The 25,493-nt window shown below is 53.9% G+C and carries 22 protein-coding genes, 1 tRNA gene and 1 pseudogene; 13 read left to right on the plus strand and 11 right to left on the minus strand.

The window, feature by feature from the left end; genetic code table 11:
- Positions 1-3: 3 nt before the first annotated feature.
- From ACA054_RS18050 to ACA054_RS18060, 3 genes are all read right to left on the minus strand, one after another.
- The gene (locus tag ACA054_RS18050) at positions 4-1,734 is read right to left on the minus strand and encodes a fumarate reductase/succinate dehydrogenase flavoprotein subunit (RefSeq protein ID WP_497685463.1); all 1,731 of its coding nucleotides are present in this window, start codon (positions 1,732-1,734) and stop codon (positions 4-6) included.
- Positions 1,731-2,483, minus strand: coding sequence for a GntR family transcriptional regulator (locus ACA054_RS18055; RefSeq protein WP_497685464.1), 753 nt, complete (start codon positions 2,481-2,483; stop codon positions 1,731-1,733). Before ACA054_RS18055 ends, ACA054_RS18050 begins: the two co-directional genes overlap by 4 nt.
- Before the next feature lie 303 nt (positions 2,484-2,786).
- Entirely contained in the window at positions 2,787-3,671 is an 885-nt protein-coding gene (locus ACA054_RS18060) for a Dyp-type peroxidase (RefSeq protein WP_497685465.1), read from the minus strand.
- Positions 3,672-3,933: 262 nt separating this feature from the next.
- On the opposite strand from ACA054_RS18060, the gene ACA054_RS18065 reads away from it, so the two are divergent.
- Positions 3,934-5,556 (plus strand): NADP-dependent glyceraldehyde-3-phosphate dehydrogenase, encoded by a 1,623-nt coding sequence (locus ACA054_RS18065; protein WP_497685466.1) that lies wholly within the window; start codon positions 3,934-3,936, stop codon positions 5,554-5,556.
- Positions 5,557-5,660: 104 nt separating this feature from the next.
- Entirely contained in the window at positions 5,661-6,641 is a 981-nt protein-coding gene (locus tag ACA054_RS18070) for an FUSC family protein (RefSeq protein ID WP_497685467.1), read from the plus strand.
- A 6-nt stretch (positions 6,642-6,647) separates the two neighbouring features.
- On the opposite strand, the gene ACA054_RS18075 is transcribed toward ACA054_RS18070, so the two are convergent.
- Entirely contained in the window at positions 6,648-7,541 is an 894-nt protein-coding gene (locus ACA054_RS18075) for a DMT family transporter (RefSeq protein ID WP_497685468.1), read from the minus strand.
- 137 nt (positions 7,542-7,678) lie between these two features.
- Here ACA054_RS18075 and ACA054_RS18080 point away from each other — a divergent pair, with 137 nt between their 5' ends.
- The gene (locus tag ACA054_RS18080) at positions 7,679-8,116 is read left to right on the plus strand and encodes an Lrp/AsnC family transcriptional regulator (RefSeq protein WP_272602465.1); all 438 of its coding nucleotides are present in this window, start codon (positions 7,679-7,681) and stop codon (positions 8,114-8,116) included.
- Positions 8,117-8,182: 66 nt separating this feature from the next.
- Here ACA054_RS18080 and ACA054_RS18085 read toward each other — a convergent pair whose 3' ends face one another.
- The gene (locus ACA054_RS18085) at positions 8,183-8,854 is read right to left on the minus strand and encodes a Bax inhibitor-1/YccA family protein (RefSeq protein WP_008060078.1); all 672 of its coding nucleotides are present in this window, start codon (positions 8,852-8,854) and stop codon (positions 8,183-8,185) included.
- A gap of 123 nt (positions 8,855-8,977) precedes the next feature.
- On the opposite strand from ACA054_RS18085, the gene ACA054_RS18090 reads away from it, so the two are divergent.
- The 5 genes from ACA054_RS18090 (at position 8,978) to ACA054_RS18110 (ending at position 12,921) form a co-directional block, all read left to right on the plus strand.
- Positions 8,978-9,065, plus strand: a tRNA-Ser gene (locus tag ACA054_RS18090).
- Between the two features lie 203 nt (positions 9,066-9,268).
- Entirely contained in the window at positions 9,269-9,475 is a 207-nt protein-coding gene (locus ACA054_RS18095; RefSeq protein WP_497685469.1) for a hypothetical protein, read from the plus strand.
- 555 nt (positions 9,476-10,030) lie between these two features.
- On the plus strand, positions 10,031-11,026 hold the full coding sequence (locus tag ACA054_RS18100; RefSeq protein ID WP_497685470.1) for a hypothetical protein: 996 nt from the start codon (positions 10,031-10,033) through the stop codon (positions 11,024-11,026).
- Positions 11,026-12,069 (plus strand): hypothetical protein, encoded by a 1,044-nt coding sequence (locus tag ACA054_RS18105; protein WP_497685471.1) that lies wholly within the window; start codon positions 11,026-11,028, stop codon positions 12,067-12,069. Before ACA054_RS18100 ends, ACA054_RS18105 begins: the two co-directional genes overlap by 1 nt.
- A gap of 36 nt (positions 12,070-12,105) precedes the next feature.
- Positions 12,106-12,921 (plus strand): short-chain dehydrogenase, encoded by an 816-nt coding sequence (locus ACA054_RS18110; protein WP_497685472.1) that lies wholly within the window; start codon positions 12,106-12,108, stop codon positions 12,919-12,921.
- Between the two features lie 102 nt (positions 12,922-13,023).
- Here the strand turns inward: ACA054_RS18110 and ACA054_RS18115 are convergent, their stop codons facing one another.
- Positions 13,024-14,142 (minus strand): hypothetical protein, encoded by a 1,119-nt coding sequence (locus ACA054_RS18115; protein WP_497685473.1) that lies wholly within the window; start codon positions 14,140-14,142, stop codon positions 13,024-13,026.
- Between the two features lie 520 nt (positions 14,143-14,662).
- On the opposite strand from ACA054_RS18115, the gene ACA054_RS18120 reads away from it, so the two are divergent.
- Positions 14,663-15,160 (plus strand): hypothetical protein, encoded by a 498-nt coding sequence (locus ACA054_RS18120; protein WP_497685474.1) that lies wholly within the window; start codon positions 14,663-14,665, stop codon positions 15,158-15,160.
- A 593-nt stretch (positions 15,161-15,753) separates the two neighbouring features.
- On the opposite strand, the gene ACA054_RS18125 is transcribed toward ACA054_RS18120, so the two are convergent.
- From ACA054_RS18125 to ACA054_RS18140, 4 genes and pseudogenes are all read right to left on the minus strand, one after another.
- On the minus strand, positions 15,754-16,752 hold the full coding sequence (locus tag ACA054_RS18125) for a serine protease (RefSeq protein WP_497685475.1): 999 nt from the start codon (positions 16,750-16,752) through the stop codon (positions 15,754-15,756).
- Between the two features lie 157 nt (positions 16,753-16,909).
- Positions 16,910-17,524, minus strand: coding sequence for an iron-containing redox enzyme family protein (locus tag ACA054_RS18130; protein ID WP_497685476.1), 615 nt, complete (start codon positions 17,522-17,524; stop codon positions 16,910-16,912).
- A 62-nt stretch (positions 17,525-17,586) separates the two neighbouring features.
- On the minus strand, positions 17,587-17,856 hold the full coding sequence (locus ACA054_RS18135) for a hypothetical protein (RefSeq protein WP_497685477.1): 270 nt from the start codon (positions 17,854-17,856) through the stop codon (positions 17,587-17,589).
- Between the two features lie 850 nt (positions 17,857-18,706).
- A pseudogene (locus ACA054_RS18140) lies at positions 18,707-19,013 on the minus strand (VOC family protein).
- 533 nt (positions 19,014-19,546) lie between these two features.
- On the opposite strand from ACA054_RS18140, the gene ACA054_RS18145 reads away from it, so the two are divergent.
- Together ACA054_RS18145 and ACA054_RS18150 are read left to right on the plus strand one after the other, a co-directional pair.
- The gene (locus tag ACA054_RS18145) at positions 19,547-20,212 is read left to right on the plus strand and encodes a GIN domain-containing protein (RefSeq protein WP_497685478.1); all 666 of its coding nucleotides are present in this window, start codon (positions 19,547-19,549) and stop codon (positions 20,210-20,212) included.
- 299 nt (positions 20,213-20,511) lie between these two features.
- Positions 20,512-22,371, plus strand: a complete 1,860-nt coding sequence (locus ACA054_RS18150) for an ABC transporter ATP-binding protein (RefSeq protein ID WP_497685479.1) — start codon at positions 20,512-20,514, stop codon at positions 22,369-22,371.
- Positions 22,372-22,517: 146 nt separating this feature from the next.
- Here ACA054_RS18150 and ACA054_RS18155 read toward each other — a convergent pair whose 3' ends face one another.
- A complete protein-coding gene (locus tag ACA054_RS18155) occupies positions 22,518-23,402 on the minus strand; it encodes a LysR family transcriptional regulator (RefSeq protein ID WP_497685480.1) in 885 nt (294 codons plus the stop codon).
- A gap of 166 nt (positions 23,403-23,568) precedes the next feature.
- Here ACA054_RS18155 and ACA054_RS18160 point away from each other — a divergent pair, with 166 nt between their 5' ends.
- Together ACA054_RS18160 and ACA054_RS18165 are read left to right on the plus strand one after the other, a co-directional pair.
- Entirely contained in the window at positions 23,569-24,924 is a 1,356-nt protein-coding gene (locus ACA054_RS18160; RefSeq protein ID WP_497685481.1) for an MFS transporter, read from the plus strand.
- Positions 24,925-24,939: 15 nt separating this feature from the next.
- Positions 24,940-25,395 (plus strand): type II 3-dehydroquinate dehydratase, encoded by a 456-nt coding sequence (locus tag ACA054_RS18165; protein WP_497685482.1) that lies wholly within the window; start codon positions 24,940-24,942, stop codon positions 25,393-25,395.
- The last annotated feature ends 98 nt before the right edge of the window (positions 25,396-25,493 follow it).

The raw sequence follows: 25,493 nt of genomic DNA on the forward strand, positions 1-25,493 counted from the left end.
GCATCAAGCCGCGTCGGCACCGACCCGCAACCGGTCGTAGGCCTGCATTTCATCGGCGTCCAGCGGGATGATGTAAGGCTCGACGGCTTTCTTGAAACTGGTCATCACGCCGTTTTCACCCTTCTTCAGGTGGCAATGGCAGAACCAGTCGCTGTCGTTGCGCTGCGGGTGGTCGACCCGGTAGTGGTAAAGCCCCCAACGGCTTTCGGCGCGGAACAACGAAGCACGGGCGGCCATTTCGGCGCAGTCGCGGATCATGCTGACTTCCATGGCGCGCATCAGTTCGTGGGCGTTATGGGCCTTGATCTGATCGAGGTCGCGCTGGATATCGCTGAACCGCTGCAGGCCGATCTGCATCTTCTTGGTCACTTTCGGCGGCTGCAGGTAGTCGTTGACGAAGCGGCGCAGCTTGTACTCGACCTGGGCCGGTGGCAGGCCGTGTTCGCGGTCAAGGGGAGCATAGACCCGTTGTTTTTCGGTTTCGATCTGCGCGGCATCCAGCGCGGAAAACTCGCGCCCCGCGACAAAGTCCGCCGCATTGTTGCCGGCAAACCAGCCATAGGTGAACGCACCGAGCATGTAGTTGTGCGGCACCGCGGCCATGTCACCTGCCGAATACAGGCCTTTGACCGATGTCTCGGCCTTCTCGTTGACCCACACTCCCGACGCCGAATGGCCGCTGCAAAAACCGATTTCGGAGATGTGCATCTCGACCATCTGCGTGCGGTAATCGGTGCCGCGATTGGCGTGGAACTGACCGCGACTCGGGCGCTCGTTGCTGTGCAGGATCTCTTCGATGTTCTGGATGGTTTCTTCCGCCAGGTGATCGAGTTTTAGGAACACCGGGCCGTTGCCGCTTTCCAGTTCCTGATGGAACTCCCACATCATCTGGCCGCTCCAGTAGTCGCACTCGATGAAGCGCTCGCCCTTGTTATTGGCGGTGTAGCCGCCCAGCGGACCGGTGACATAGGCGCAGGCCGGGCCGTTGTAGTCCTTGATCAGCGGGTTGATCTGGAAGCATTCCAGGTTCGCCAGTTCCGCCCCGGCGTGATAGGCCATGGCGTAGCCGTCGCCGGCATTGGTCGGGTTCTCGTAAGTGCCCATCAGATAGCCCGAGGACGGTAGGCCCAGACGCCCAGCGGCACCGCAGGCGAGGATCACGGCTTTGGCCTTGATCACATGGAAGTCGGCGGTGCGGCAATCGAAACCCATCACGCCGTTGACCGCACCCTCTTCATCCTTAAGCAAACGGGTGCAGACCAGCCGGTTGGTGATGCTGACCCGCGCCCGCTTCAACTGGCGGTACAGGACTTTCTTGATGTCATGCCCTTCCGGCATCGGCAGCACATAGGCGCCCATGTGGTGGACCTTTTTCACCGCGTAGTCGCCGGTCTCGTCCTTCTCGAACTTCACGCCCCAGCGGTCCAGCTGTGAGAGGGTCTCGAAGCTGTGGGTCGCGTAGGCATACACCGCGGCCTGATTGACGATGCCGTCGTTGGCGATGGTGATTTCCTTGGTGTACTGCTCCGGCGTCGAATGGCCGGGGATGATCGCGTTGTTCAGGCCGTCCATGCCCATGCTGATCGCGCCGCTGCGCTTGACGTTGGCCTTGTCGATCAACAACACCCGCAGATCGCGGTTGCGTTCCTTGGCCTTGATCGCCGCCATGGGACCTGCGGTGCCGCCGCCGATCACGACGATGTCGTATTCCTGTTCGAGAGTCGTTCGGGTCATGCCTGCGCCCCTTTTTGCCGGTCGATCCGCAAGCGGTACTGGAAGGCATCGCCACGGTAGTAAAGGTGTTCGAAATCCACTGGGCGGCCTTCGGCGTCGTGGGTCAGGCGCTCGATGCGCATGATCGGCGAGCCGGCCTCGACGTTCAGCGCCTGGGTCAGGTCGCTGTCGGCCAGTACCGCGTCGATGGCCAGGTCGGCGTGACCGAGGGCCAGGCCGCAGTCGTTTTCAAGGATGAGGAAAATGTCGCGAGTCACCAGATCGGCCTTCTCAAGGCGCTCGCCGATGGCCTTGGGCAGGTAGGTGATTTCCAGCGAAATCGGCTCGCGGTTGATCAGGCGAACCCGCTTGATCTGCGCCACGGTCTCGCCTTCGGCGACCTGCAAGCGTTCGGCGACCAACTTGTCGGCGGCGATGAACTTGAAGCTGCGCAGGCGGTTGATCACCTCATAGCCACGACCGGTCATGGACTCGGCCAGGCCTTTCAAGGTGCTGACGTTCTGGAAGGTTTTCGGTTTGGCGACGAAGGTGCCTTTGCCGTGGATCTTGAAGATCAACCCTTCCTTCTGCAGATCGCCGAGGGCCTGGCGCACGGTGATGCGGCTGACCTTGAACAGCGTGCCGAGCTCGCTTTCGGAAGGCATCTGGCTGTCCTGCGGGTATTCACCGTCGAGGATGCGTGCGCGCAGCACATCGCGTAGCTGGGTGTGCAGGGGAACGCTGCTAAGGGATAGAACGTTATCGGTCATGAAGATCACTTATCATAACGAGTTATGACGTGATCTTAGAGTTCTAAGGAAGGGCTTGAGAAATACTGTTTGAGCATAAGGTTAGATGCGCCCGCCTACCTGACACACCGCAGCGCCTGGTTCACCTGTAGGAGCCAGGCTTGCCGGCGAAGAACGATTACGCGGTGCAACAGGTAAACCGCAGCGCCCCGTTCGCCTGTAGGAGCGAGGCTTGCCCGCGAAGAACGATGACGTGGTGCAACAGATACACCGCGGCGTCTGGTTCGCCGGCAAGCCTGGCTCCTACAGCACGTGCATGCGGGATCAGGTGAGCAATGCGCACAAGTCCAGTCGACTATCTTTCAACGGCGGACACCAGTAGTAGCCCCCGGTGATCGGCCGGCTGATACGGTACAGACCGTCGGTGATGCCATCTTCCAGACCGCTCATGCGCCGTAGCTGGACTTCGAAGGCATCGAGGGAAAAGCCGAAGGCCAGGAACATCAGCCCGGCGCGGTCGCCTTCGATCCACGGCATCGAGCGGCGAACCACGAACGCTTCGGGGGCAAAGCTCTCCTGGGCGGTGCGTTTGACGTGGGCAGAGATCGGCGCGTCGTCGAGTTCTTCGTTGTCGCTCAGGCGACGACCCATGATGTCATCCGTCTCATGGGACGGCATCGCACGAAAGCCCTTGAGGTCATGCTGCCACTGCTGGAGCGCGGCGAAGCTGCCGCCCACCATGCCCTCGGCGCCCTGACCCACCAGCGCGGCGGCCGCAGCGGCTTCGTCACGGGGATTTTCGGTGCCGTCTTCGTAGCCGGTCAGGTCATGACCGTCACGGTGACGGAAACCCTCGGTCACTTGCACCAGGCGCAGGGCTGGCGCCAATGCTGCCTCGAAGGCGTTACTGCGGTTAAGCAGTTCGCCACGGTCGACCCCATGCAACCAGCACCAGAGCGCCTGTTGCGTCGACGGGTTGTCGACACCGACACCGGTCAGCGCCGGAAAAGCCCGCAGGCCTTCGATATGCCCGTCGAGGGCCTTGACCAGGGATTCACCGAAACCGACCACCGCCGATTTGCCATCCACCAGTTGCATCAGCTTGTCCAGCGCGGCCGGCAGTGCCGCGGCCGATTCCAGGGCGAAGAACATATGACGGGCGAGAGGCGGAACAGGGGTGGCGAGAATGCCCGGCTGGTAGTGACTCATGTGAACTCCTTATGAAAGAGCGCGAAGTTTAACCTCGGCACCGGCCATTGTGTGCGCCCAGGTCAAAAGATCGCGTTTCACCCAACGCCGATTGCGGTCTACGCTTGAAGCACAATAGCCACACCTTCACCCCTCTACTCTGCCCATCAGCGCTCGATTGCAGTTAAAAAACCGCATCAACAAGGCGTATAACCCTTGAATCGGATTCTTCAACGGCTAGCCATAAGCGCACGGCTGACATTACACACGGGGTAGCGACATTATGACCGCACAGATTCTTGGCAACCTGTTTCCAGACGCCGCCGGCATCCCGGAAAAATACCGTCTCGACGGCCAGACCGAACAACGTGAGTACCTGGTCGACGGCGTCTTGAAAACCTGGCCAGGTCCCCTTGCCCAGGTCCGCAGCCCGGTGTACCTGAGCGGCCCTGGCGGCGATGAACAAGTCATCCTCGGCAGCACGCCGCTGCTGGATGCCGCCACCGCCTTGACCGCCCTCGACGCCGCCGTGCGCGCCTATGATCGCGGCCAGGGTCTGTGGCCGACCATGCGCGTGGCCGAGCGCATCCAGCACGTCGAAACCTTCCTGGGGCACATGCGTGAACAGCGCGAAGCGGTGGTCAAGCTGCTGATGTGGGAAATCGGCAAGAACCTCAAGGACTCGGAGAAGGAATTCGACCGCACCTGCGATTACATCGTCGACACTATCAACGCCCTCAAGGAACTCGACCGTCGCTCCAGCCGCTTCGAACTGGAACAGGACACCCTCGGCCAGATCCGCCGCGTACCGCTGGGCGTGGCGCTGTGCATGGGTCCCTATAACTATCCGCTCAACGAAACCTTCACCACGCTGATTCCGGCGCTGATCATGGGCAATACCGTGGTGTTCAAGCCGGCCAAGCTTGGCGTGCTGTTGATTCGCCCGTTGCTGGAGGCATTCCGCGACAGCTTCCCGGCCGGGGTGATCAACGTGATTTACGGCAGCGGGCGCGAGACGGTCAGTGCGCTGATGGCCAGCGGCAACATCGATATCTTTGCGTTCATCGGCACCAACAAGGCCGCCAGCGACCTGAAGAAACTGCATCCAAGGCCGCATCGCCTGCGTGCGGCGCTGGGACTCGATGCGAAGAACCCCGGTATCGTCCTGCCGGAGGTGGACCTGGACAACGCGGTCAACGAAGCGCTCACCGGCGCCCTGTCATTCAACGGCCAGCGTTGCACCGCGTTGAAGATCCTGTTCGTCCACGAAGACGTGGTCGAGGCCTTCATCGAGAAATTCAACGCTAAACTCGCCTCACTCAAACCCGGCATGCCGTGGGACAGTGGCGTGGCGCTGACGCCGCTGCCGGAATCGGGCAAGGTCGATTACCTGCACGCGCTGGTGGCCGACGCCGAGAGCAAGGGCGCCAAGGTGGTAAATCCCAATGGCGGCGAGGCCCGCGCGTCGTTCTTCTACCCCGCCGTGCTGTACCCGGTGACGCCGCAGATGCGGGTCTACCAGGAAGAGCAATTCGGCCCGGTGGTGCCGATCGTGCCCTATCGTCACCTGGACACGGTGATCGACTACGTCCTTGAATCGGACTTCGGCCAGCAGCTGAGCATCTTCGGCACCAACCCGGTGGCGGTCGGTCGACTGGTCGACACCTTCGCCAACCAGGTCGGGCGCATCAACCTCAACGCCCAATGCCAGCGCGGCCCGGACACCTACCCGTTCAACGGCCGGAAAAACTCCGCCGAGGGCACCTTGTCGGTGCATGACGCCCTGCGGGTGTTTTCGATCCGCACGCTGGTGGCGACCAAATTCCAGGAGACCAACAAGGATCTCATCAGCGAGATCATCAGCGGTCGCAGCTCGAGCTTCCTGACCACTGATTACATCTTCTGAGGAGAGCCGACCTGAGCGCATCCACGGCTCTTCGCCTGCCACCGCTACTGCGCCGGTTTCTGCGTCCGCTGCTGGACCCGTACCGGCGCTATCGCCATGCGCGGATGATCCATGCGGTGCGCGTGTCGCTCGGGTTACTGGCGACGATCCTGCTGACCACCGGCATCCACCTGCCCCACGGTGAGTGGGCCTCGGTGACGATGCTGGTGGTGATTGGCGGCTTGCAGCACCACGGCAACATCGGCAAGAAAGCCGCCGAACGGGCCATCGGCACCCTGGTCGGGGCGGCTATCGGCCTGGTCCTGGTGGTGCAACAGTCCTGGCTCGGCATGCCGTGGCTGACCTATTTCGCCATGGCGGTGGTGTGCGGATTCTTCTCGTACCACGCCATCGGCAAAGGCGGATACACCGCGCTGCTGGCCGGCATTACCGTATTCATCGTCGCCGGGCATGGCGACAACCCAGTCTCTGACGGGCTGTGGCGCGGGGTAGATATCCTGATCGGCATCGCGCTAGCCCTGGCGTTTTCCTTCGCCCTGCCGCTGTATGCGGTCTATTCCTGGCGTTACAACCTGGCTGACGCCCTGCGTGATTGCGCGGCGATTTACGGGCGCATCATCGATGGCCAATCGGTGACTGCCGACGAACACCTCAAGTTGATGGGTCGCCTGAACACCGTGATGGTGCAACTACGCTCACTGATGCCATCGGTGTCCAAGGAGGTGAAGATTTCCATGAACGAATTCGATGCCATCCAACGTCACCTGCGTCTGTGTGTCAGCACCCTTGAGATACTGGGCAATACCCGGCCGGATGCCAGCGACCCGCAGAGCATGGTTCACCTGCAATCGGCCTTGAAGGCAGAGCATCGGCTGATTCGCGTGCAACTGATCGGCATGGCCCGGGCGCTGAAGTCCGGCGTCACCCACCGGCTGGACCGTCCCGCGGCGTTACCGATCGTCAGTCTTGATGCCCCGGTCTATAACGCCCTGGACGGTTACCGCCTGTTGACCGAGCAACTGCTGGTCAACATCGGCCAGATGCGCCAGCGACTGGCCAAGACCGCGCCGTGCTGGAACATCTGAATCGCTTTACGGGGTAACGGTCCGCCGGAACTTCAAGCTCCAGCCCTGCTGCATACCGGCAGCGGCCAGCAGAATCGCGGCAACCCCGATCCATTGCAGTGGTTCCAGGCGATGGCCGAAGGCAAACCAGTCGACGAAAATCGCCGCAATCGGGTAGATGAACGACAGCGCGCCGGTCAGCGCCGTCGGCAGTTTCTGGATCGCTCCATACAACAGCACGTACATCACGCCGGTGTGCACGATGCCCAGGGTGACCAGACTACCCCAGGCGCTTGGCCCCTGCGGAAGGGCCGAAAAGTGCGCAAATGGCGCGAGCAGCAACACACCAGTGCTGACCTGAACCAACGCAATCAGGTGCGGCGGTGTACCGGTCAGGCGCTTGATGATCAACGCGGCAATCGCGTAGAGGAACGCTGCACCCAAGGCCAGAACGATACCTATCAGATACTCGTTACCGCTTTCGCCCTCCCCGCCATGTGCGCTGACGATCGCCAACATCCCGAGAAACGAAACAGCCAGCCAGGCCAGTTTCTGCAGGGTGATTTTCTCGTTGAGAAACACCGCCGCCAGCCCCACCAGCATGAACGGCTGGACGTTATAGACCGCCGTACCGATGGCAATCGAGGCCCGGGAATAGGACGCGAACAACAACACCCAGTTACCGACGATCGCGACACCGCTGAGCACCGCCAGCAGGAAGGTGGTGCGGGTCAGGATGCCCGGACGCAAAAAGCCGAATGCCGCGCAAATCAACAGCAAGGTGCCGGCCCCGAACAGGCAGCGCCAGAACACCACATCCAGCACCGGTTGCCCGGACACCAGCACGAACCAACCGATGGTTCCGGAGATCAGCATGGCGGCGGTCATTTCGAACGAGCCGCGGCGTATTGAGTTGTCCATCATCAGACTCCCGTGATTGATGGGCAAAGTATGCCAATCCACCGGGATGCTGCTCCAGCGCAAAAAGCAGGCTAAACTCGGAATTTGCCTTTAATGCGAAGGCGATTTTGCAAAACTGCCTAATAGAGGTTTTCGCCATGACCGATGACATCGACCAGGTGCTGATCACGGCCTTGATGGAAGACTCGCGACGTTCGCTCAAGGCCCTGGCGCAAATCAGCGGCCTGTCCTCGCCCAGCGTCGCCGAGCGCCTGCGTCGTCTCGAAGAACGCGGCGTGCTCAAGGGCTACACCGTGGAAATCGACCCGAAATGCTTCGGCTATCAACTGCAGGCCATCGTGCGCGTTCGCCCGCTGCCCGGCCAATTGCAGGAAGTGGAACGGCAGATCATGGCCATTCCCGAGTTCACCGAATGTGACAAGGTCACCGGTGACGACTGCTTCATCGCCCGCCTGCATGTGCGTTCGATGGAACAACTGGACACCCTGCTGGACCGCCTCAACACCCACGCCGAAACCAACACTGCCATTGTCAAGAAAACCCCGGTCAAGCGGCGCTTGCCGCCAATGGCATAGCCGCCGGTACGTTTACCGAGGATAAAAAAAACCCGCCGAAGCGGGTTTTTCAATCATGGCTTGCGATCAATCATCGCGGCTCATGATGCCAAACAGCTGCAACAAGCTGATGAACAGGTTGTAGATCGATACATACAGGCTGATGGTGGCCATGATGTAGTTGCGCTCGCCGCCGTGGATGATGGCGCTGGTCTGGAACAGAATGCAGACCGAGGAGAACAGCACGAAGCCCGCGCTGATCGCCAGTTGCAGGCCGCTGATCTGGAAGAAGAAGCTGGCAACCACCGCACCCAGCAACACGAAGAAACCCGCAGTAATGAAGCCACTGAGGAAACTCATGTCCTTGCGGGAGATCAGCACATAGGCCGACAGGCCGCCAAACACCAGTGCTGTCATGGCAAAGGCCGAGCTGACCACTTCAGCGCCGCCCTGCATGCCCAGGTAACGGTTGAGGATCGGGCCGAGCAGGAAACCCATGAAACCGGTCAGGGCAAATGCCGACACCAGGCCCCAGGCGGAATCACGAAGCTTGTTGGTCAGGAAGAAAAGGCCGTAGAAACCGATCAGCACCACGAAAATGTTCGGGTAGCCGACACGCATCTGCTGGGCGACATACGCCATCACGCCGCTGAATGCGAGGGTGAGAGCCAGCAAGCCATATGTGTTGCGCAGGACGCGGCTAACCTCTAGCTGCTCAGCCTGCACGCTGTTATTAACTGCGTAATCCTGTTCGCGCATGGCGACACTCCTGTTGGTTTGAAACGTTCAGTCGCAAAGATCATAGCAGACCCCCTGTAACAAGCTATGCAGAGAGTTTGACAGTGTGTTTCATTCAGGTATTATGGCGCCCGCAACACAAACGGAGGTGTGGCCGAGTGGTTTAAGGCAACGGTCTTGAAAACCGTCGACTGTAACAGGTCCATGAGTTCGAATCCCATCGCCTCCGCCATCTTTATACGACAAAGCCCTGATTATTCAGGGCTTTGTCGTTTCTGGGGTTTGACGAAAATCCATCCTCGAAGCGTTACAAAATTTTTCGGGTAGCGTTACAAAACTTTCCGGTTTTCCCCTCATCGGCGCCCTGTCGACCGCTACGTTTTCGCATCGGGTGGTACAACATTTCAGATGCTACCTCTTCAAGGAGGATTCACGATGCCAAACTCAGACCTGCTCCCTTCCCTGCTATTCAAGATCAACGAAAATCAGCTCCCCCTTGAAGCTGCCATCCTAGAGCTTTCTAACTGGGTGGAGATGCGTGGGTCAGACGTCGCTTACAACGTTCGCGGCGCCTTAAAAACAATTGACCGGAACGAAGAGTTCATCAAGATAACGCTCGCCGTACTCATGACGCCAGAGTGAAACCCTCATACTCCTCGCTTAGCTTATCGCTGACGGTTGTAGCAGTCGCTCACGAATGAACAGAAATTTTCGATGCGGCAGTTCACGCGACGACCAAGAGAAGGGTAGGTAAGCTCGGTGTGTTCGACGGTTCAGGGAAGCCTGGCGATTGCCAATATAAAGCCTTTCGTTAGTCCGCTTTCGGCTCATCCGATTGAGGTGCGCTAAATTTCACCATCGCCCACTTGGAAAGGTAGACTGTATTTCTCAGCAAGCGGCCCAATCAAAAGCATCTCTGGGTCGTGTCAATGCCTATGCAGTTCGTGTAGGAATCTATATTGTAGGCAACTATCAGAATCGTCGGTGTAGCTGGCAGTACTTTGTCGTCTCACTCAAACAAGGAGCTTTTTAGTGGATTTGATACATGATCGCCGCACAGATTGTTACTCAGCTCTCGGAAAGATGACAACTGGAGAATACCTTAGTTTGGTCCGAGGGGCGCACGCGCAGCGTGGCGGCATTACAGGATAGCGAGAAGTTCTTAAAACCACAACAGCAAAGCGGATACGAGATCGAATGATTGCTGACATTCGCGCCGGTGCAGTTTTGCCGCCAGTCGTGATCGGCGTTATTGTAGATGAATCCGTAGTAAACGATATCTATTCTGGGAATTTATCAGATATCACATCATTTCTTGAAGCTGTTTCGCGCCATGAGCTTACAATAATTGATGGAATGCAACGAACGGCGGCATTGATTGAGGCATGCGAAATTGATGTTAGCATTACATCTCGAGAGATGCGAGTGGAGTTTTGGGTTGCGAGATCGGTTAGATCACTAGTCTACAGAATGTTGGTGCTAAATACAGGGCAAGTCCCTTGGACGCTCGCGCGCCAGTTATCAGTCGTATATGCGCCGTTGCTGGAAGAAATAAAGAACAAAGTTTCTGGTATCGATCGAATTTTTTCACCCGACAAACCTGGCAGACGTGTGGCTAGCGCCCAATTTAGCTCAGATGCATTAGTTGAATTATATTTGGCGTTTTCCCTAAGAAAAACAAATGTTGACACAAAGGAAACATTATCAGAAGAATTTTCACGTCTAGACTTCGTAGACAATCTCGCTGATACAGGGTTTCAAGATCATTTTTACAGCGCTCTATCGATGCTTGTTGAACTTGACAAGGCCTTTGATCGCTACGGCAACGGGAATAGCGGACGATTTTCACGTGGTAAAGAGGTATTCGGAAGCCAGCCTGCTCGAATTGGCTTTATGGTCGCCACAGCTCAATATGTTTTGGGACGACCAGGACTCGATAGAGATGTAGAAGATAGAAGTACTCGGATGGAAACCGTTGTTAGCCATGCCACTACCATGGTGAACAAGTTGAACAATTTGGATCCAGTTGAGGTTGGTAACTTTCTTCGCTTAGATGTATTGAGCGAGATTTTAGATAAAAAAGTAGGACAGGTCGGCCGGTATGAGCGGAGCGTATTCGTAGAGGCATTTAAGGTCCTCATAGAGGATGGCTTTGAAATACCAAACATGGAACCATGCTGGCGTGCAAGCTAATGGCCTCTAGGAATAAAATTGAAGCAAACAAGATAATATTTGCAGGCTTAGATGAGTACTGTTCCGCAAATGGAGAGCCACTTCCGAATGCCGGAGAAGGACGGTGGATCGTAAGTGCAAAAGGAACAGATCAACGACGCTTAGTAAAAGCGGACTTGACATCCACGATATCTTTGAGCACGTCATTGAAGCTTGCCCGCTTTGATGTTGATGGTGTTTCATTGTTCTGCACTGTGGGCCTTGAACTGCTAGATGAAATAGCAGGCCTGCTTGACGAAGGAGTGGGCGGCGGAATGATGACTGCGGTATTGTCAGAACTTCACCCAATGCCCAAGGCTACACCGCTTGAAGTTAGAAATGCTATTGGAACAGGCATAAATACAGATGGATATATGGGGCATGAGGTTCTTGAAATCTCGCAATTGTACCCGACACTTAGGGTCTTTTCAGGCGTGGATATTAGCGAGGACGAAACGCCTCGGGTATTTTTTTTAATCTGTTTAGCAGATCGCATTCGTGCTGGCGTTTGGATGGACAGGCGATTAAGGGCGAATCTAAAACTGATTGCTGACCTAAGCCCAGTCGCTATCCCATATAGAATTCTGTGCCGCTCTCTGTTTGATACGGATCCCAGCGCTGTCTTTTTAGCATTGTACAGATGCCTGGAAGCGCTTTACGCCTATTCCCACACATCTGAGCTTATGGGAAAACTTGGCATGAATCTGGAATGGAATCATGTCGCTCAAGTGTTAGAGGAGACACTTGCTTGGCGTCCGCGCGAGGAACCAAGCTTGGGATTGCTGTTGCAACAAGCAGTATCGGAAGACTTGAGAACAATGCTTTCTGCATTGGGCGCCACCTTGCCTGCAAATGCCGACTTAGTCAATTATACAACGAAGCAGATGTATCAACTACGCAACTCCTTAGTTCACTATAGGGCGTTTCATCAGTCATTTGATCCCGACAAGGTTGATTGGAATCGTCTATGTGAAGCAACGGCCCTGATGGTTCTTCATATATATTCATCGATAGTTGGCGATTAAAATCGTTTAGTTACTGACTACCCAGAGAACCGACCCATGAACACCGAAACAAAAGCAACGAAACACCTAAAGCTCCCTACGGCCAATGAATTTTGCCTTACTGTGCCACTTTATGAGCCATTCCAATATGAAGACAATGAAGACAATCCGTTTTTTCATTTAGAACATATCGATTCCACATTGGACTTTTATTGTCCCGAATGTGGACAGCACAGTGTTTTCACAGCGCAAAAAAACACTTACAACAAGCAAAGCAACTACATTAACTATGTCTTCAGCTTACAATTTCGCTGCTCAAGAAAGTCAGCACATCAAGCCCTGTTCATTTTTAGAGCTCATCGGGGCACTATACAAAAGATAGGTCAGTTGCCGTCCCTTGCAGATCTAGCTATGCCAGATCTTCGGAAATATCGACAAGTGCTTGGAAACGAAAGATTTAAGGAGCTTACGCGTGCTATTGGATTAGTAACGCATGGAGTGGGTGTTGGTGCCTTCGTTTATCTTCGACGAATTTTTGAGTCGTTAATTGAGCAAGCACACATTACGATGTCGACCGAGCCTACTTGGGATGAGGACGCTTATATCAAGGCTCGTATGGATCAGAGAATCGAACTTCTTAAAGAGCACCTGCCAGACTTTTTGGTTCAGAACCGTGGTCTGTACAGTATTTTGAGCGTCGGCGTTCATACATTGACTGAGGAAGAGTGTCTTGCGTCATTTCCTGCGGTCAGGCTTGCAATTGAGCTTATCCTTGACGATCTTCTCGAGCAGGCAGAGAGACAGAAAAAATTAAAAGACGCCGCACAATCTCTTGCGGCGCTCAAAGCGTCTGGTGGGCGTGCAGAGTCGTAGTCAATTCCTCCTTGCACATCTACTTTCCTCACTACGTACCAACGCAGCCCTACGCGATGCGGCGTTGGGACTGCATTGCTCCGGATTAAAAAATTCTCTCGCTTATCTCATTTGAGAAATGAACCTGGCGACGAGCGTGTCCATGTCGGAAAGCTTATCAATAAGACGCTGATCAATATCCTGAACTACCTGCATGAGTTCAGCGCTCAGCATATTCATGGTCGATACGCGTGACAGGTCAAGATCCTCTATTTCAACTAATGCCAGACCCAGTGGAATACCGAGCCTTGCATTTAGCTCCTGTAAAATCACGTTCCCCAGATCTTGGTATCTCACCTGGGTTTCCTGGATCTTTCCGGCAAGAAAGCCTTTTGCATACTCTAGCCCGTGCTTTGCAGCGTAAGCAGCAATAAAAGGACTAAATAATTCATTCTCAACTACTTTGACAGGATCTAATATATCAAGTGAAATGCGCTGCTCAAAGCAATAGCAGCAAATAAGATAGGTTAAGTACGTATAGATAAAAGCCCCAAGGGCACCTCTTCTCTTTTCGATACTTCCACAATCTTGCAGATAACGAAACTGACAATAATACGCTACAGCTTCAGCTAGACTTTGATGTCGAAACAGGACATTATCATCAGCGGAGTCTTGCCGAGCATTAATGAAGTCAACTGCGTGCCCAATCTCGTGGCAGAGCATGTCCACGGAGCTAACTTGATTGCTGTCGAGTGAATAATAAACGTGGTGATTGTCCATGTTGCACGCTACACACTCCGCTTCAATGTATGCGCACTCATGATGCTCTAGTTTTACCTCCTGTATTTTGAAAAGCTCAATCTTGGTAATAGCATTTACATAGCTAATAGCTTCCCCAAAGGAAGAAGCGGTAATATCACTCAGGTCGTTCACATCCACATTTATTAAGTCGCTCAACGTCCGACTTGACAATCTTATTGAGTTATATATCGCAAAAATTGATCGCAATTCTCTTTGGGACCATTTATTCCAATCCGGGCAGTTCTGCAGTAGCAATGAACTGATGCTGCTACGAACCTGATCTGCCTTAGCGTCATCACGCTTGTAGTATTTGCAGTATTCAAGTTCCAGATCATAGAGTTCTTCCCTAAACAATGAGCGCTGAGGTGGCACGGTTTCTCGCATCTGCCTTATTTTCTCAAAGTAGCATAGTGGAAAATTGAGTAATGGGGTTGCACCCAAGCTTCTTCCCAATCCCTGGACGTAGCCCAGGATCGGGTGTTACGTCGAACAGTTCGGTAACTTCTCACCGCAAGACGTGTTGGTCAAGGTTCACGTTATAGATCACAGGCGCCTCCCGCTATCGCTAAGGCCTAGGGATACCTATTTGAGTGAGGTGAAGGGGTGAAATCGCCGAGATAGACGCATCACCGTCATCCGGTACCGGAATAGTTTTACCCCTAACCGGAAAAACTTTTCCGACCTATGCTGACCGCACGCAATACGTGCAAACAAAGGGGGCCCCGCCAGCCAGCTTTAGTTCGACGCTGCAATGACTGCGTTCGGCCAGGAGCGGACGGTGGAATGCGTGACGGTAAATGGGCTGCATCACCGATGCTACTTTCGAATCTAGAAGGTAGCAGGGCTTGCCGTCACCCTTGCCGTGTATCTCCGGGCGATGTCGCGTTTTGCGCAACCACGTCTAAACTTTGACAAGGATTAACAGAGCGATCAGGAGCGTTGTACGACGTGCCGTCGCAACATGGCACGCCGTTTAATAGTAAAAATCATGAGCTCAAAACACGACGACCAATTGGCGCTTGTGCACCTCGCACTCATAGACATGGAGAGAACCGAAAGATCAGTTGGATATCTGCTTCGTGAAGAAGACAAGTACCTAAAAGGCGCGCTATTCAGAAATGCGGTGATTTCGTATGCTAAACCATTTCTCAATAATAAATTCAGAGATGGAACGAAAGGGCTGCGAATTAGCACAAACTACGTACCGTCTGAACTGAAAATTTTCCATGATGAGATTCTTGCGCTTAGAAATCAACTTGTCGCGCATACAGATATGACACGGCAACGCCCAGTTATAGAGCAGCATAAAAATGAAATCAGGCACAACTTCTCCATGATGATCAAGGGGTATGAGACAATCCACGAAGACCATCTTATCGAGCCTTTGCTTAAGTTGGCTAAAGCTGTTCACAGGAATCTTATGAATGAACATTCCAATCAGGTAAAAAAAGATTTCTAGCAAGGAGTTCCACCCGAGGTCCCTGTCGCCGCTTCGCGTCGTCAGGGCCGCTGGCGCAAGCGCTCGTAGCGTTCCACTGTCGGACGTCCAAAATCAAGAAGATGGCCGAAGGACGAATACATAGCCAAAATTGCCGCAATCCTTGAAGGTTGCCCCGAAGGAGATCACCAGTGGCTACAGCATAAGCTCAACTTCGACAACGAAAAAACCATCACTAAAAGGCTGCACTAATTGATTGACCGCTTTGCAAGCGCGCTTGGTGGAGAGGCATCAATATATTCAATTGTCCGAGGCACAGTAAGAACCCGCGACTACCATGCTCACTACGATCCATAAGGCGCAAACAGGGCACTCCTCTCATTAACTTTCCGCTTGCGAGCTTTTTTCGCATTAATCTTTCTGGTTCGTCTTGGATTGACCGTGGAGGAAGCTATCGACCTGACTCGCCCCCCTCAAGCGGCCGCTTCGCAACACCACTTACATCGAGCAAAACGGAGACTAGAAGCTAGTACGCTTCTAGGTCTCCGCAATTTCAAGTGACAAGACAGAACGGATCGCAACAGGTAGAAAACTTTCGGCTATATATAATTTTATTATGACCCTACTGATTCTTGTATCCAGCTTTTATATTTTACTACGCGAGTGTATACGCCTGGAAACCCCTCACGTCCGCAGCCATATCCATAACTAACCACACCAACCAACACGCGCCCCTCAGTACTAGCCCCATGTAGCGGCCCTCCACTATCACCCTGGCACGAGTCGAGGCCAGTTTTCCCTGCGCACACCTGAAATGGAGTTATCGAGTTATCGTACGACTTCGTACAGCTATCATTAGCAACTATTGGAACTCCTACTTTCAATAGAGTCGTAGATATCGCTCCTTGCTCTGTCGTATGTCCCCAGCCGGATACTGTAAGATTTGAGTTTTCTGTAACAAGGGAAGCTTCAACAGCGTCTAGAGGTAGAGCAATGGATGGTAGGGTGTCCTGAACGTCGATATGCAAGAGAGCTATATCATTTTGATGCTTATCGCCGTTTTCGCTTGTAGGATTCCACTTAGGATGTGTTAGTGGGTCGGAAAGCAGTTTAATTCGGCTACCACCACCTGTCAGACTATTGGTTCCTATCATGACCAATATATCATCTTTTAAAAGCGGAGATCTATACCTGTCACTTATGCAGTGTGCGGCGGTAACAATCCAACCATTACCGATATGACTACCACCACAAAATAACGCTCCGGTCTTAGAGTTAAGTAGAGCAACTTGCCAGGGAAATTCGTTTGGACCAACCGGAATCCCACCAAGTATCCTGTCGAGCCCATCCTGACTATTTAGCCTCAATATCAGAGGTGAGTTCAATGATTCAAATGCGATTCCCTCTATCGATGTCAGCCTATATTGAAGCGGGCCGTGAGATGCGTTTAGCTCATCAACAGATCTGTTTTGGGGGGGCACCAACTCTTGGAGCTTTTGTAGGATTTTAATATTCTCATTGATTGTAACTTGTTTTTGGTTTTCGGAAAACACTTCTCCAGAATTGCAGATCAATAATGTCAACAGCAGAAGGCTCATTTTTTTATAGATCATTATTTCTCTCCCACACCCTATTGATGAATTATTTTTTTGCCATAAGCGTAGACCTAACCCCGAACAATAAATCTTTGAATTACTTTAAAACTTCTAAGACCGGTTAGTAATGCGGTTACTAATTCGCCGCCTCACACCTTCCTATTCACGCCCCATTTCAAAGCCAATGCTTGGCAGCTTTTGATATACAGTCAAGCGTAATATTGGCGCTCCAGGCAATACTCTCTACAACCTGCACCGGCGCGCTATCAATATACTCAAACAAGGCATCCTTATGCTCCTCATCCTTTATTGAGTGAAATCTTGAAAATCTGAATAGCTTTTTCCCATATATAAGCTCAAGCTTTTCTATTTCTGATATTGGCGTCGGCGTACCTTCGACTACAGCCATATAACCTAAAAGACAATAAGGATTTTTATGGTGTATCATGTAGTATTGAGCACCTATCATAAACATAGCGTCTTCATCACAACTAGAAAGTTCTACTCCGTGTGCGGTCAAGTCATCTGAGAGCCATCTTGCGTGATCACGCTCTTCCTCCAAGTGCTCAATAAAATATGACAACACACTATCGCGATAAGTGCTAGACTCAACTTCCTTTAGCCGTTCTATCGCAGATGATATAAGATTTTCGGTTGCAACAACTGAGCTGTATACGAACTTTAGGTTTCTCACTATACATTGTATTTTGTCACCATTTACATAAAAGAAATCCTGCTTTCTGCGGATAATCATTTGCCTTAAATCCGAAGCAAAACCATTACTAATCATGAAAATTCGCTTCTCCAAATTTTATATTTGGGTGAGGTTCAACCTCACCCAGCCACTATTAATTAAAAACCTCCAGAGGCGATCGCCACGCCGATGCTAGTTGCGATAATAACCTCTGGAAGATCATCTCCTTTTGCTCCTCCATTGAGAGCGATTGCTATTGCAGTTTGATCTGCTTTAGATTCTTCTATATCTTGCGCGGTGATCGAATACCCAGCTTCTTTAATGACGTTATACGCAGCAAGGACTGCGGCGCTTTGCACCTTCCGTCTAAGATCACCATTTACTGCTAGAATTTCCCTAAGAGTTTGTTTCGTCTGCGAATCACTCATGGCTATCTCCAATAAATGAATGGATGCGATTTCGTTAACTTCAAAAAATCTGTTTGCGCACTCCTGCTGCCTTTTATTCGCGCAGATTAATCCCTGTTACTTTTATCGATGAAACCACCCTAAAAATTTAGATTTTTATTTGCCCAACGGACACCTTGCATTGTTTGATTCTCGGCATATCCGAATTTGACATCTTGAGAATCATCCAACCGCGCAACTTTACGGTAGTTCACTGCGCTGAAGAGCAATCAATTATTTTGAAACTAAAATTTTTTTTAAATAGCTAAAAACTATAAGGTACTTAGAAGTATTAAATTGATTTAACCGGCGCTAGAATTGACGCATCCTTTCGAATGTAAACTGCGCCAATGAGTGTGGATTAGAATTTTGGTCACTATAATAAGTCTCTTTAACGATTCTAATAGGTGACGGCATAACAGTCGGAGCTTGAGCGGGGAAGGGAATCGGATTCGGTTGTTAGCTGGCGGCGTGCTAGTGGCGGTTATGACCATCCCTCTTCGCGGTGTTCATATTCTAGAGTCAATCCAGTCATCGCTGCGCATATGGAGATGGCCGTGGTCTGGAAGGCGCATGTACCAGAATTGCTGGGAGTGCTGTCTTTAATCACTGGTGCGAAGCTACCGCGTCTGCCTTGCCCATCCCCATTCCATATCTTTCGGAATCGGACAAGCTCACGCTCCTCACGGAGCGGAGGGTGTCAACGGCCGCACTTGATGAATCTTCACTGACGTAGACTATATGCCGGCAGAATTGAACGCCACGGAATCATTAGGTAAGACTGAACGAAACGCTCGGCAGCTTCCAAACGGCCAGTTCTTAGCCGTCTAGATCAATGAAACCTGCTTCCACCAGGGAACGAGAATACTTCACGGGTGATAACAGGCCCAAAGCTTTGAGGCGCTGCTGCGCCTCATCGATATCATCCGAGTAAAAAATGATCAAAGGGCCACCAGACCCAACCGGATCTCCCATAGTGAAGCCACCGGTAAGGCGGCCATCGCTAAACTCCGTATAGGCAGGGCCGTAGTCGACGAATGTCCAGCCGAACGCGGCGCCGTAGAAAGCTTTGCTGCGGGCAATGTCTGCGACATTAATTCAATATTGTCGATCTGCCGGTCTTGACCACGCACGCTCATGGATGCCTCCTTGGCTGATTTCAAAGAGACAATAGTAACGCATTGACCATTCATGTGGAGTTTGAGCAAAAAGCCGATTCCAACAGTCAGCATCTGGCCCTCTTCTGCAGGTGTCACCAGCAGCTATAGATCGAAGGTGACCCTTCATGAGCGACCTTTTCAGGGCAGAAGCGAGTCTGCTCTTCGGGAATACCGTGGGTGGCATAACTGGACGTTTTTACTGTCGCGTCAGCGCCATCGCGAAGCCGTCAAAATAACGGAAAAACGCGTTACAAAACGCTGATATCGCCCCTTCTAGAACGCGGCCTTCAGAGGAGCCAAAAAATGATCGTATTACAACGAAAATAAGCTGCAGGCCTCGAATTAAGGGCATTTGTATATCGGACTTGAAAACCGTCGACTGTAACAGGTCCATGAGTTCGAATCCCATCACCTCCGCCATCTTTATACGACAAAGCCCTGATCTTTCAGGGCTTTGTCGTTTCTGGGGTTTGGGTTTCCCCGTCGGCACTTCTGTGAAACAAGGAGGTTGTATGAACAACATGGACACGATGAAGCTGATGCTTGCGCTGCTGGCGAGCACGACCAGTTACGCTGCACTGGCCGCAGAAAAAACTTTTCCGCTGACCGCCTTTAGCAGCGTTGAAGTCCAACAGGGCATCAACCTGTCGATCAAATGCGCTGCAACGCCATCAATGGTGGTCTCGGGCCCTGCCGATACGCTGAACGCGCTTCAGGTGACGACAACCAATCAGGCGTTATTGCTCGTGAATGACGCAGCGGAAAATGTTCGCTTCGCCTCCCCTACGCTGGATATCACGCTGTATACCAGCGAGCCACTGACGGGGCTGACAGGAAAAGCAGGGGTAAAAATCGTGGTACCTGCATGTGCCGTCGATCAGTCCAGACTGACGGTGGCAGGCAGCATGGGCACTGACATCCAGATCGAGGGCAAGACGGGTGAGCTGGTCCTTGACCTGGTGATGGGCGGCACGTTTAACAAAAAACCGCTGCCCTTCACTGCGGATGTGGCAAACGTGCGTATGAGCATGGGAGCGGAATCATCCCTGTGCCACATTCCCAGGATCAAAGGCAGCTTGTCTGCTGGCGCACGGATGTCTGTAAGCCCATCGGCTCAGGTCGATACCGGCGCCACGGGCTCTTTCGCCAGCGAAATTTCAACCTCTGATTGTTCCTAAACGGTAGGGGTGAACAGGCCACTTTCAGCTTGATGGCAGCCGAGCTGCCATCAAGCTGACGGTTGTTGCAAGAAAAACAATCCGCCCCCCTTTACAGTCCCTCGCCCCCTTTACACTCCTTTACACCCTTCTCACCTTACATCTGTAAGAGTTCCACCCAGCGCGTTAGATGCGAGCCCCTTCATCCCCCGCCACCTTTAGCCTAGCGGTGGCTGAAGCTGTGTCTGCCCGCAAACCCAACCCTCAAAGCACCCGTTAAATGGCAGAATCCCCTCACCTTGATCATTTCGGAGACCACAATGCTTCGCGTGTTTGAACGAAGGCTCGACCCATTCCCCCCTGACGAAGCACCACCACCGCCTGTCGGCCTGCTGCGGTTCCTGTGGGCCTGCACGCGAGGAGCCCGTGGCTATATCCTTGTGCTTGCGCTGCTGAGTGCCAGTGTTTCGATCTACGAAGCCTGGTTGTTTTCCTTTCTTGGGCAGGTTGTGGATCTGCTCTCGACATGGCAGGCCGGTGGCGATGCGAACGGGCAGGAAAGCCGAGTGCTGTGGGGTATCGGGATAGTGTTGCTCACCAGCATTGGGCTGGTGGCGCTTCGCACCATGGTACAGCACCAGATATTGGCGATTAATCTGCCGCTGCGGCTGCGCTGGGACTTCCATCGGCTGATGCTGCGACAAAGCCTTTCATTCTTTTCCGATGAGTTCTCCGGCCGGGTTACGACCAAGGTGATGCAAACTGCATTGGCCGTGCGCGAAGTCCTGTTCACCCTCATCGAAATCGCACCCGGAATCGGCGTTTACTTCATTGCGATCATTGCACTGGCCGGCGGCTTCGCCCTGAAACTCATGCTGCCTTTTATTGCCTGGGTCGCGTTGTTCGGGCTGGCCATGCTGTACTTTGTGCCACGCCTGGGGCAAGTCGGGCAGGAACAGGCCCATGCGCGATCGTCGATGACGGGGCGTATTTCAGACGCCTATACCAACATCACCACCGTGAAACTGTTCTCGCACTCCAATCGTGAAGCGCACTTCGCGCGCGCGGCGATGGAGGATTTCAAGCACACCGGTTTTCGCCAGATGCGTCTGGTCAGCCAGTTTGAGATCGTCAATCAGGCACTGGTGGTCGCGCTGATAATTGGAGCAGGCGGCTATGCCCTGTGGCTGTGGCACCAAGGCGAAGTCGGTACGGGGGCCGTGGCGGCGATTACTGCCATGGCGTTGCGTATCAATGGCATGTCGCATTGGATCATGTGGCAAATGGCTTCACTGTTCGAAAACATCGGCACCGTGCAGGATGGCATGGCAACCCTGACCCGTGGCCCCAAGGTGCAGGATGCGCCGAACGCTGGCGTGCTGGTGCCCTCTGGCGGCTCGGTGACCTTTGACAATGTGAGCTTCAACTACAACGGTGAACGCCAGGTGCTCGACGGCTTGAGCCTGAACATCCGTGCAGGCGAAAAAATCGGCCTGGTGGGCCGTTCCGGTGCAGGCAAGTCGACCCTGATCAATCTGCTGCTGCGGTTCTATGACGTAGACAGCGGTGAGATTCGCATCGACGGGCAAAACATCTCTCAGGTGACACAAGACAGTCTGCGTGGCGCTATCGGCATGGTCACTCAGGATACTTCCCTGTTGCACCGCTCCATTCGCGACAACATCGCCTACGGCCGGCCGGACGCGACCGACGCCCAGGTCCGCAGCGCCGCGGCTAATGCCCAAGCCGACGGTTTCATCAGCCAACTGAGCGATCGGCAAGGCCATACCGGCTATGACACCCTGGTGGGTGAGCGCGGCATCAAGCTCTCGGGCGGCCAGCGCCAACGCATAGCCATTGCTCGAGTGATGCTCAAGAACGCCCCGATCCTGTTACTTGACGAGGCCACCAGTGCCCTGGATTCTGAAGTCGAAGTCGCCATCCAGGAAAGCCTCGATGAAATGATGCAGGGCAAGACCGTCATCGCCATCGCCCATCGGCTGTCGACGATTGCGGCCATGGATCGGCTCATTGTCATGGATGAGGGACGCATCATCGAACAAGGTACCCACGCTGAGTTGCTGGGAAGAAACGGCATCTACGCGCGGCTCTGGCAGCATCAAAGTGGTGGCTTCCTGGGTGAGGATCAGGGGGTGGCTGAGGCGATGGATCGGGCATGAGCGTGATCGGTCGGGAGCGGTTCAGGCGCACCTGATCAAAGACCCGAACAGGCATGCCCGCCGTCAACTGTAATCTTTTCCAAATCGGTATCAAGTATTCAAGGAAGCGCTTGGTGTCGCTTATTACCGCGTTGTTTACCACGACATCATCCCCAACCATGAGCCTCCTCGATGAAGTGAAGCACTGCACTGGAACGCTCATCAATGCGCGAAATCAGCGAAAGCTCACTGATCATCTCCGGTTGAGCCAGCGGGATTATTCGCACGCCTGGCATGCTCAGTCGGGTCATCGTTTCCGGCACGATGCTCAGGCCGATACCCGCTGCAACCAGGCCCGGTATGCTCATCAGCGACGGCACATACATGATGTTCTCGGGATGCAGCTGATTTTGCCGGCATGCCTGCAGCGTGTGTGAGGTCAAGCCGATGCCGGCGGTATCCTGCAAAAAGACAAATTTTTCATGCCGCAGGCTCGCCAGGTCTCCGGTAAACGTCTCTGCCAGTTCATGGTTGTCCGGCATGAGCAGGACGAGGTTGGACTGGCTGAAATGATGGGTACGCAAGCGGTCTGGCAAGTGATCCTTGAACACTCTGGCAAACGCCAGATCCAGCTTGTGGTCGAGCAACATTTCAAACTGCGCGCGGATGCCCGCGTCCACCAGCGACACTTTGACTTCGGGAAAAGTGCTGAAGTAATGCCGCAGCAACTGCGGCAAATTGGCCTCGAACAAAGCCGAGTGATAACCGATGTTGATTTCGCCGACCTCACCCCTTCTGGCTCTACGGGCTGCCGCAATCGCCAATTCGCTGGACTCGATCGATTGTCGTGCATGCGGGAGAAACGCCATACCGGCCGCGGTCAATGCGACGCCCCGGTTCTCGCGTCTGAACAGCGCCAGCCCCAATTCCGATTCCAGGGTTCGCATCAATTGGCTGAGCGCTGGTTGTGCAATGCCCAGCTGTTCGGCTGCCTTGCTGAAATGCTGCAAGTCGGCCGCCACGACGAAGGCTTTCAGGTGTCGCAATTCCATAATTCCTACCCATAAGGCCAGCTTATCTATTTGTCTTGATTTTGATAATTATTTTGCAAGCAGGATGGGCTAACGTCTACACACTTCGACGTTTCCTGCCAGCACGTCAGCCCGAGCGGGATCGTGTGGGTACCCCATAACCATAAAAACAAAGACGAGCACCTTTATGAGCACAACCAGTCAAGAGACTCATGATTTGCTCATGCCACGCAAAGCGGTGACCGCCGCGACCATTGGCACCGCTCTGGAATGGTTTGACTTCACGCTGTATGGCGCGGTGTCGGCGACCATTCTGCCCAAGCTGTTTTTCCCGGCCATGGAGCCGACCGCCGGCCTTCTCGCTTCACTCGCAACGTTCGGCGTTGGCCTGGCAGCGCGGCCACTGGGCGCCATTACGTGTGGCTACCTCGGTGACAAACTCGGCCGCCGCAACCTGATGCTGGCCACCGTGACCATGATGGGTCTGGCTTCGGTATTGATGGGCTTGTTGCCCACCTACGGTCAGGTTGGCATCTGGGCGCCGATCCTTCTGGTGTTGCTGCGGATCATTCAAGGCTTCGCGCTGGGCGGTGAGTCCACCGGCGCGCAACTGATGGCGCTGGAACACGCCTCCCCCGATCGCCGCGGACGTTATTCCGGCATGCTCGGTTTGTGCTCACCGCTCAGTCAGATATTGGCCAACGGCGTGTTGATGGGCCTGGCAGCTTCGCTTTCAAGCGAGCAATTCGAAAGCTTTGGCTGGCGGATACCCTTCCTCATGAGTTTCGTACTGGTGGTGGTTGCGATCTTCATCCGCCTGAAAGTCGATGAAACCCCAGCCTTCGTTGCCTTGAAAAAGACCCCGGTGAAACAGGAAAAGAGCCCGCTCAAATCCGCTGTCGGCAGCCACTACAAAACCATCCTGCGCCTCATGTTGTTCTTCTGCGCGCCCGCTGCGCTGTTCTATTTGATCGTGATTTTCTCCCTCAGCTACCTGACCAAGCACCTGGGCTTTAGCCAGTCAACGGGCTTCATGTCGCTGATGGTGGCTAACATGTGCGCGATTTTCGGTGCGCTGGCCGGTGGTTATCTGTCCGATCGTTGGGGCCGTAAAAAGGCGCTGGCTTTTGGTTCGTGCATGACCTTGCTGATCCTGTTCGTCTACTTCCCGATCCTCAACACGCTGAACGTCCCCGCCATCATGGCAATCATGGGGTTGTTCCTGGGCTTCACCCAGTTTCAGAGCGGCATCCAGCCGGTGGCCTTCGCCGAAGCGTTCCCGACCCAGGTTCGTTATTCGGGTTCCGCACTGGCCTACACCGGCGCCAACCTGGTGATCGGCGGCCCTATGCCAATGATCGCCGTCTATCTGATGAGCCAGTCGAACAACTCGCCATGGCCTCTGGTGACGCTATGTGCCGTGATCAACCTGATTTCGCTGGCCATGATCGTCATCGGCCCGGAAACCCGCGGCATCGACCTTAACGCTGTCGCCAAAGACGATGCGGTCGACACTCGCTCTACAGCCATTCTTTCCAAATAACGCAGCAGGACGACCATGAACCGCACCGTCTTCATTCTCAACGGCCCTAACTTGAACCTGCTGGGTCGTCGTGAGCCGCACATTTACGGTCACACCACGCTCGAACAAATCCGGCAACGCAGTGAAAGGTTGGCCGTGGAACTTGACCTGATATGCGACTTTCGCCAGACCAACCACGAAGGCGTGATGGTCGACTGGATTCAAGAGGCCTTCGAGCAAGGCGCAGCTGTGATCATCAACCCGGCCGGCCTTTCGTTCCACTCGATTCCGGTACTGGATGCGCTGAAGTTGCTCGACGCACCGCTGATTGAGTTGCACCTCTCGAACATCCATGCACGGGACGAACTGCATCGCCACTCGATCATGTCAGGCGTGGTCAATGCGGTGATCTGCGGCATGGGTGCCGACGGCTATCCTCTCGCACTCCGGGCCATCGATGACCTGCTGCGTCGTCAGGTAGCCAACAACTAACACCTCTTCACCAGACGCTTACCCGGCGGTCCTTCGGCAGATTGTTGCCAGGGCCGCCTGCGCCTGAAATTCAGCCGCCGCCTTAAAAAATACCTGAA

This window comes from Pseudomonas sp. LBUM1653, from assembly GCF_059716115.1.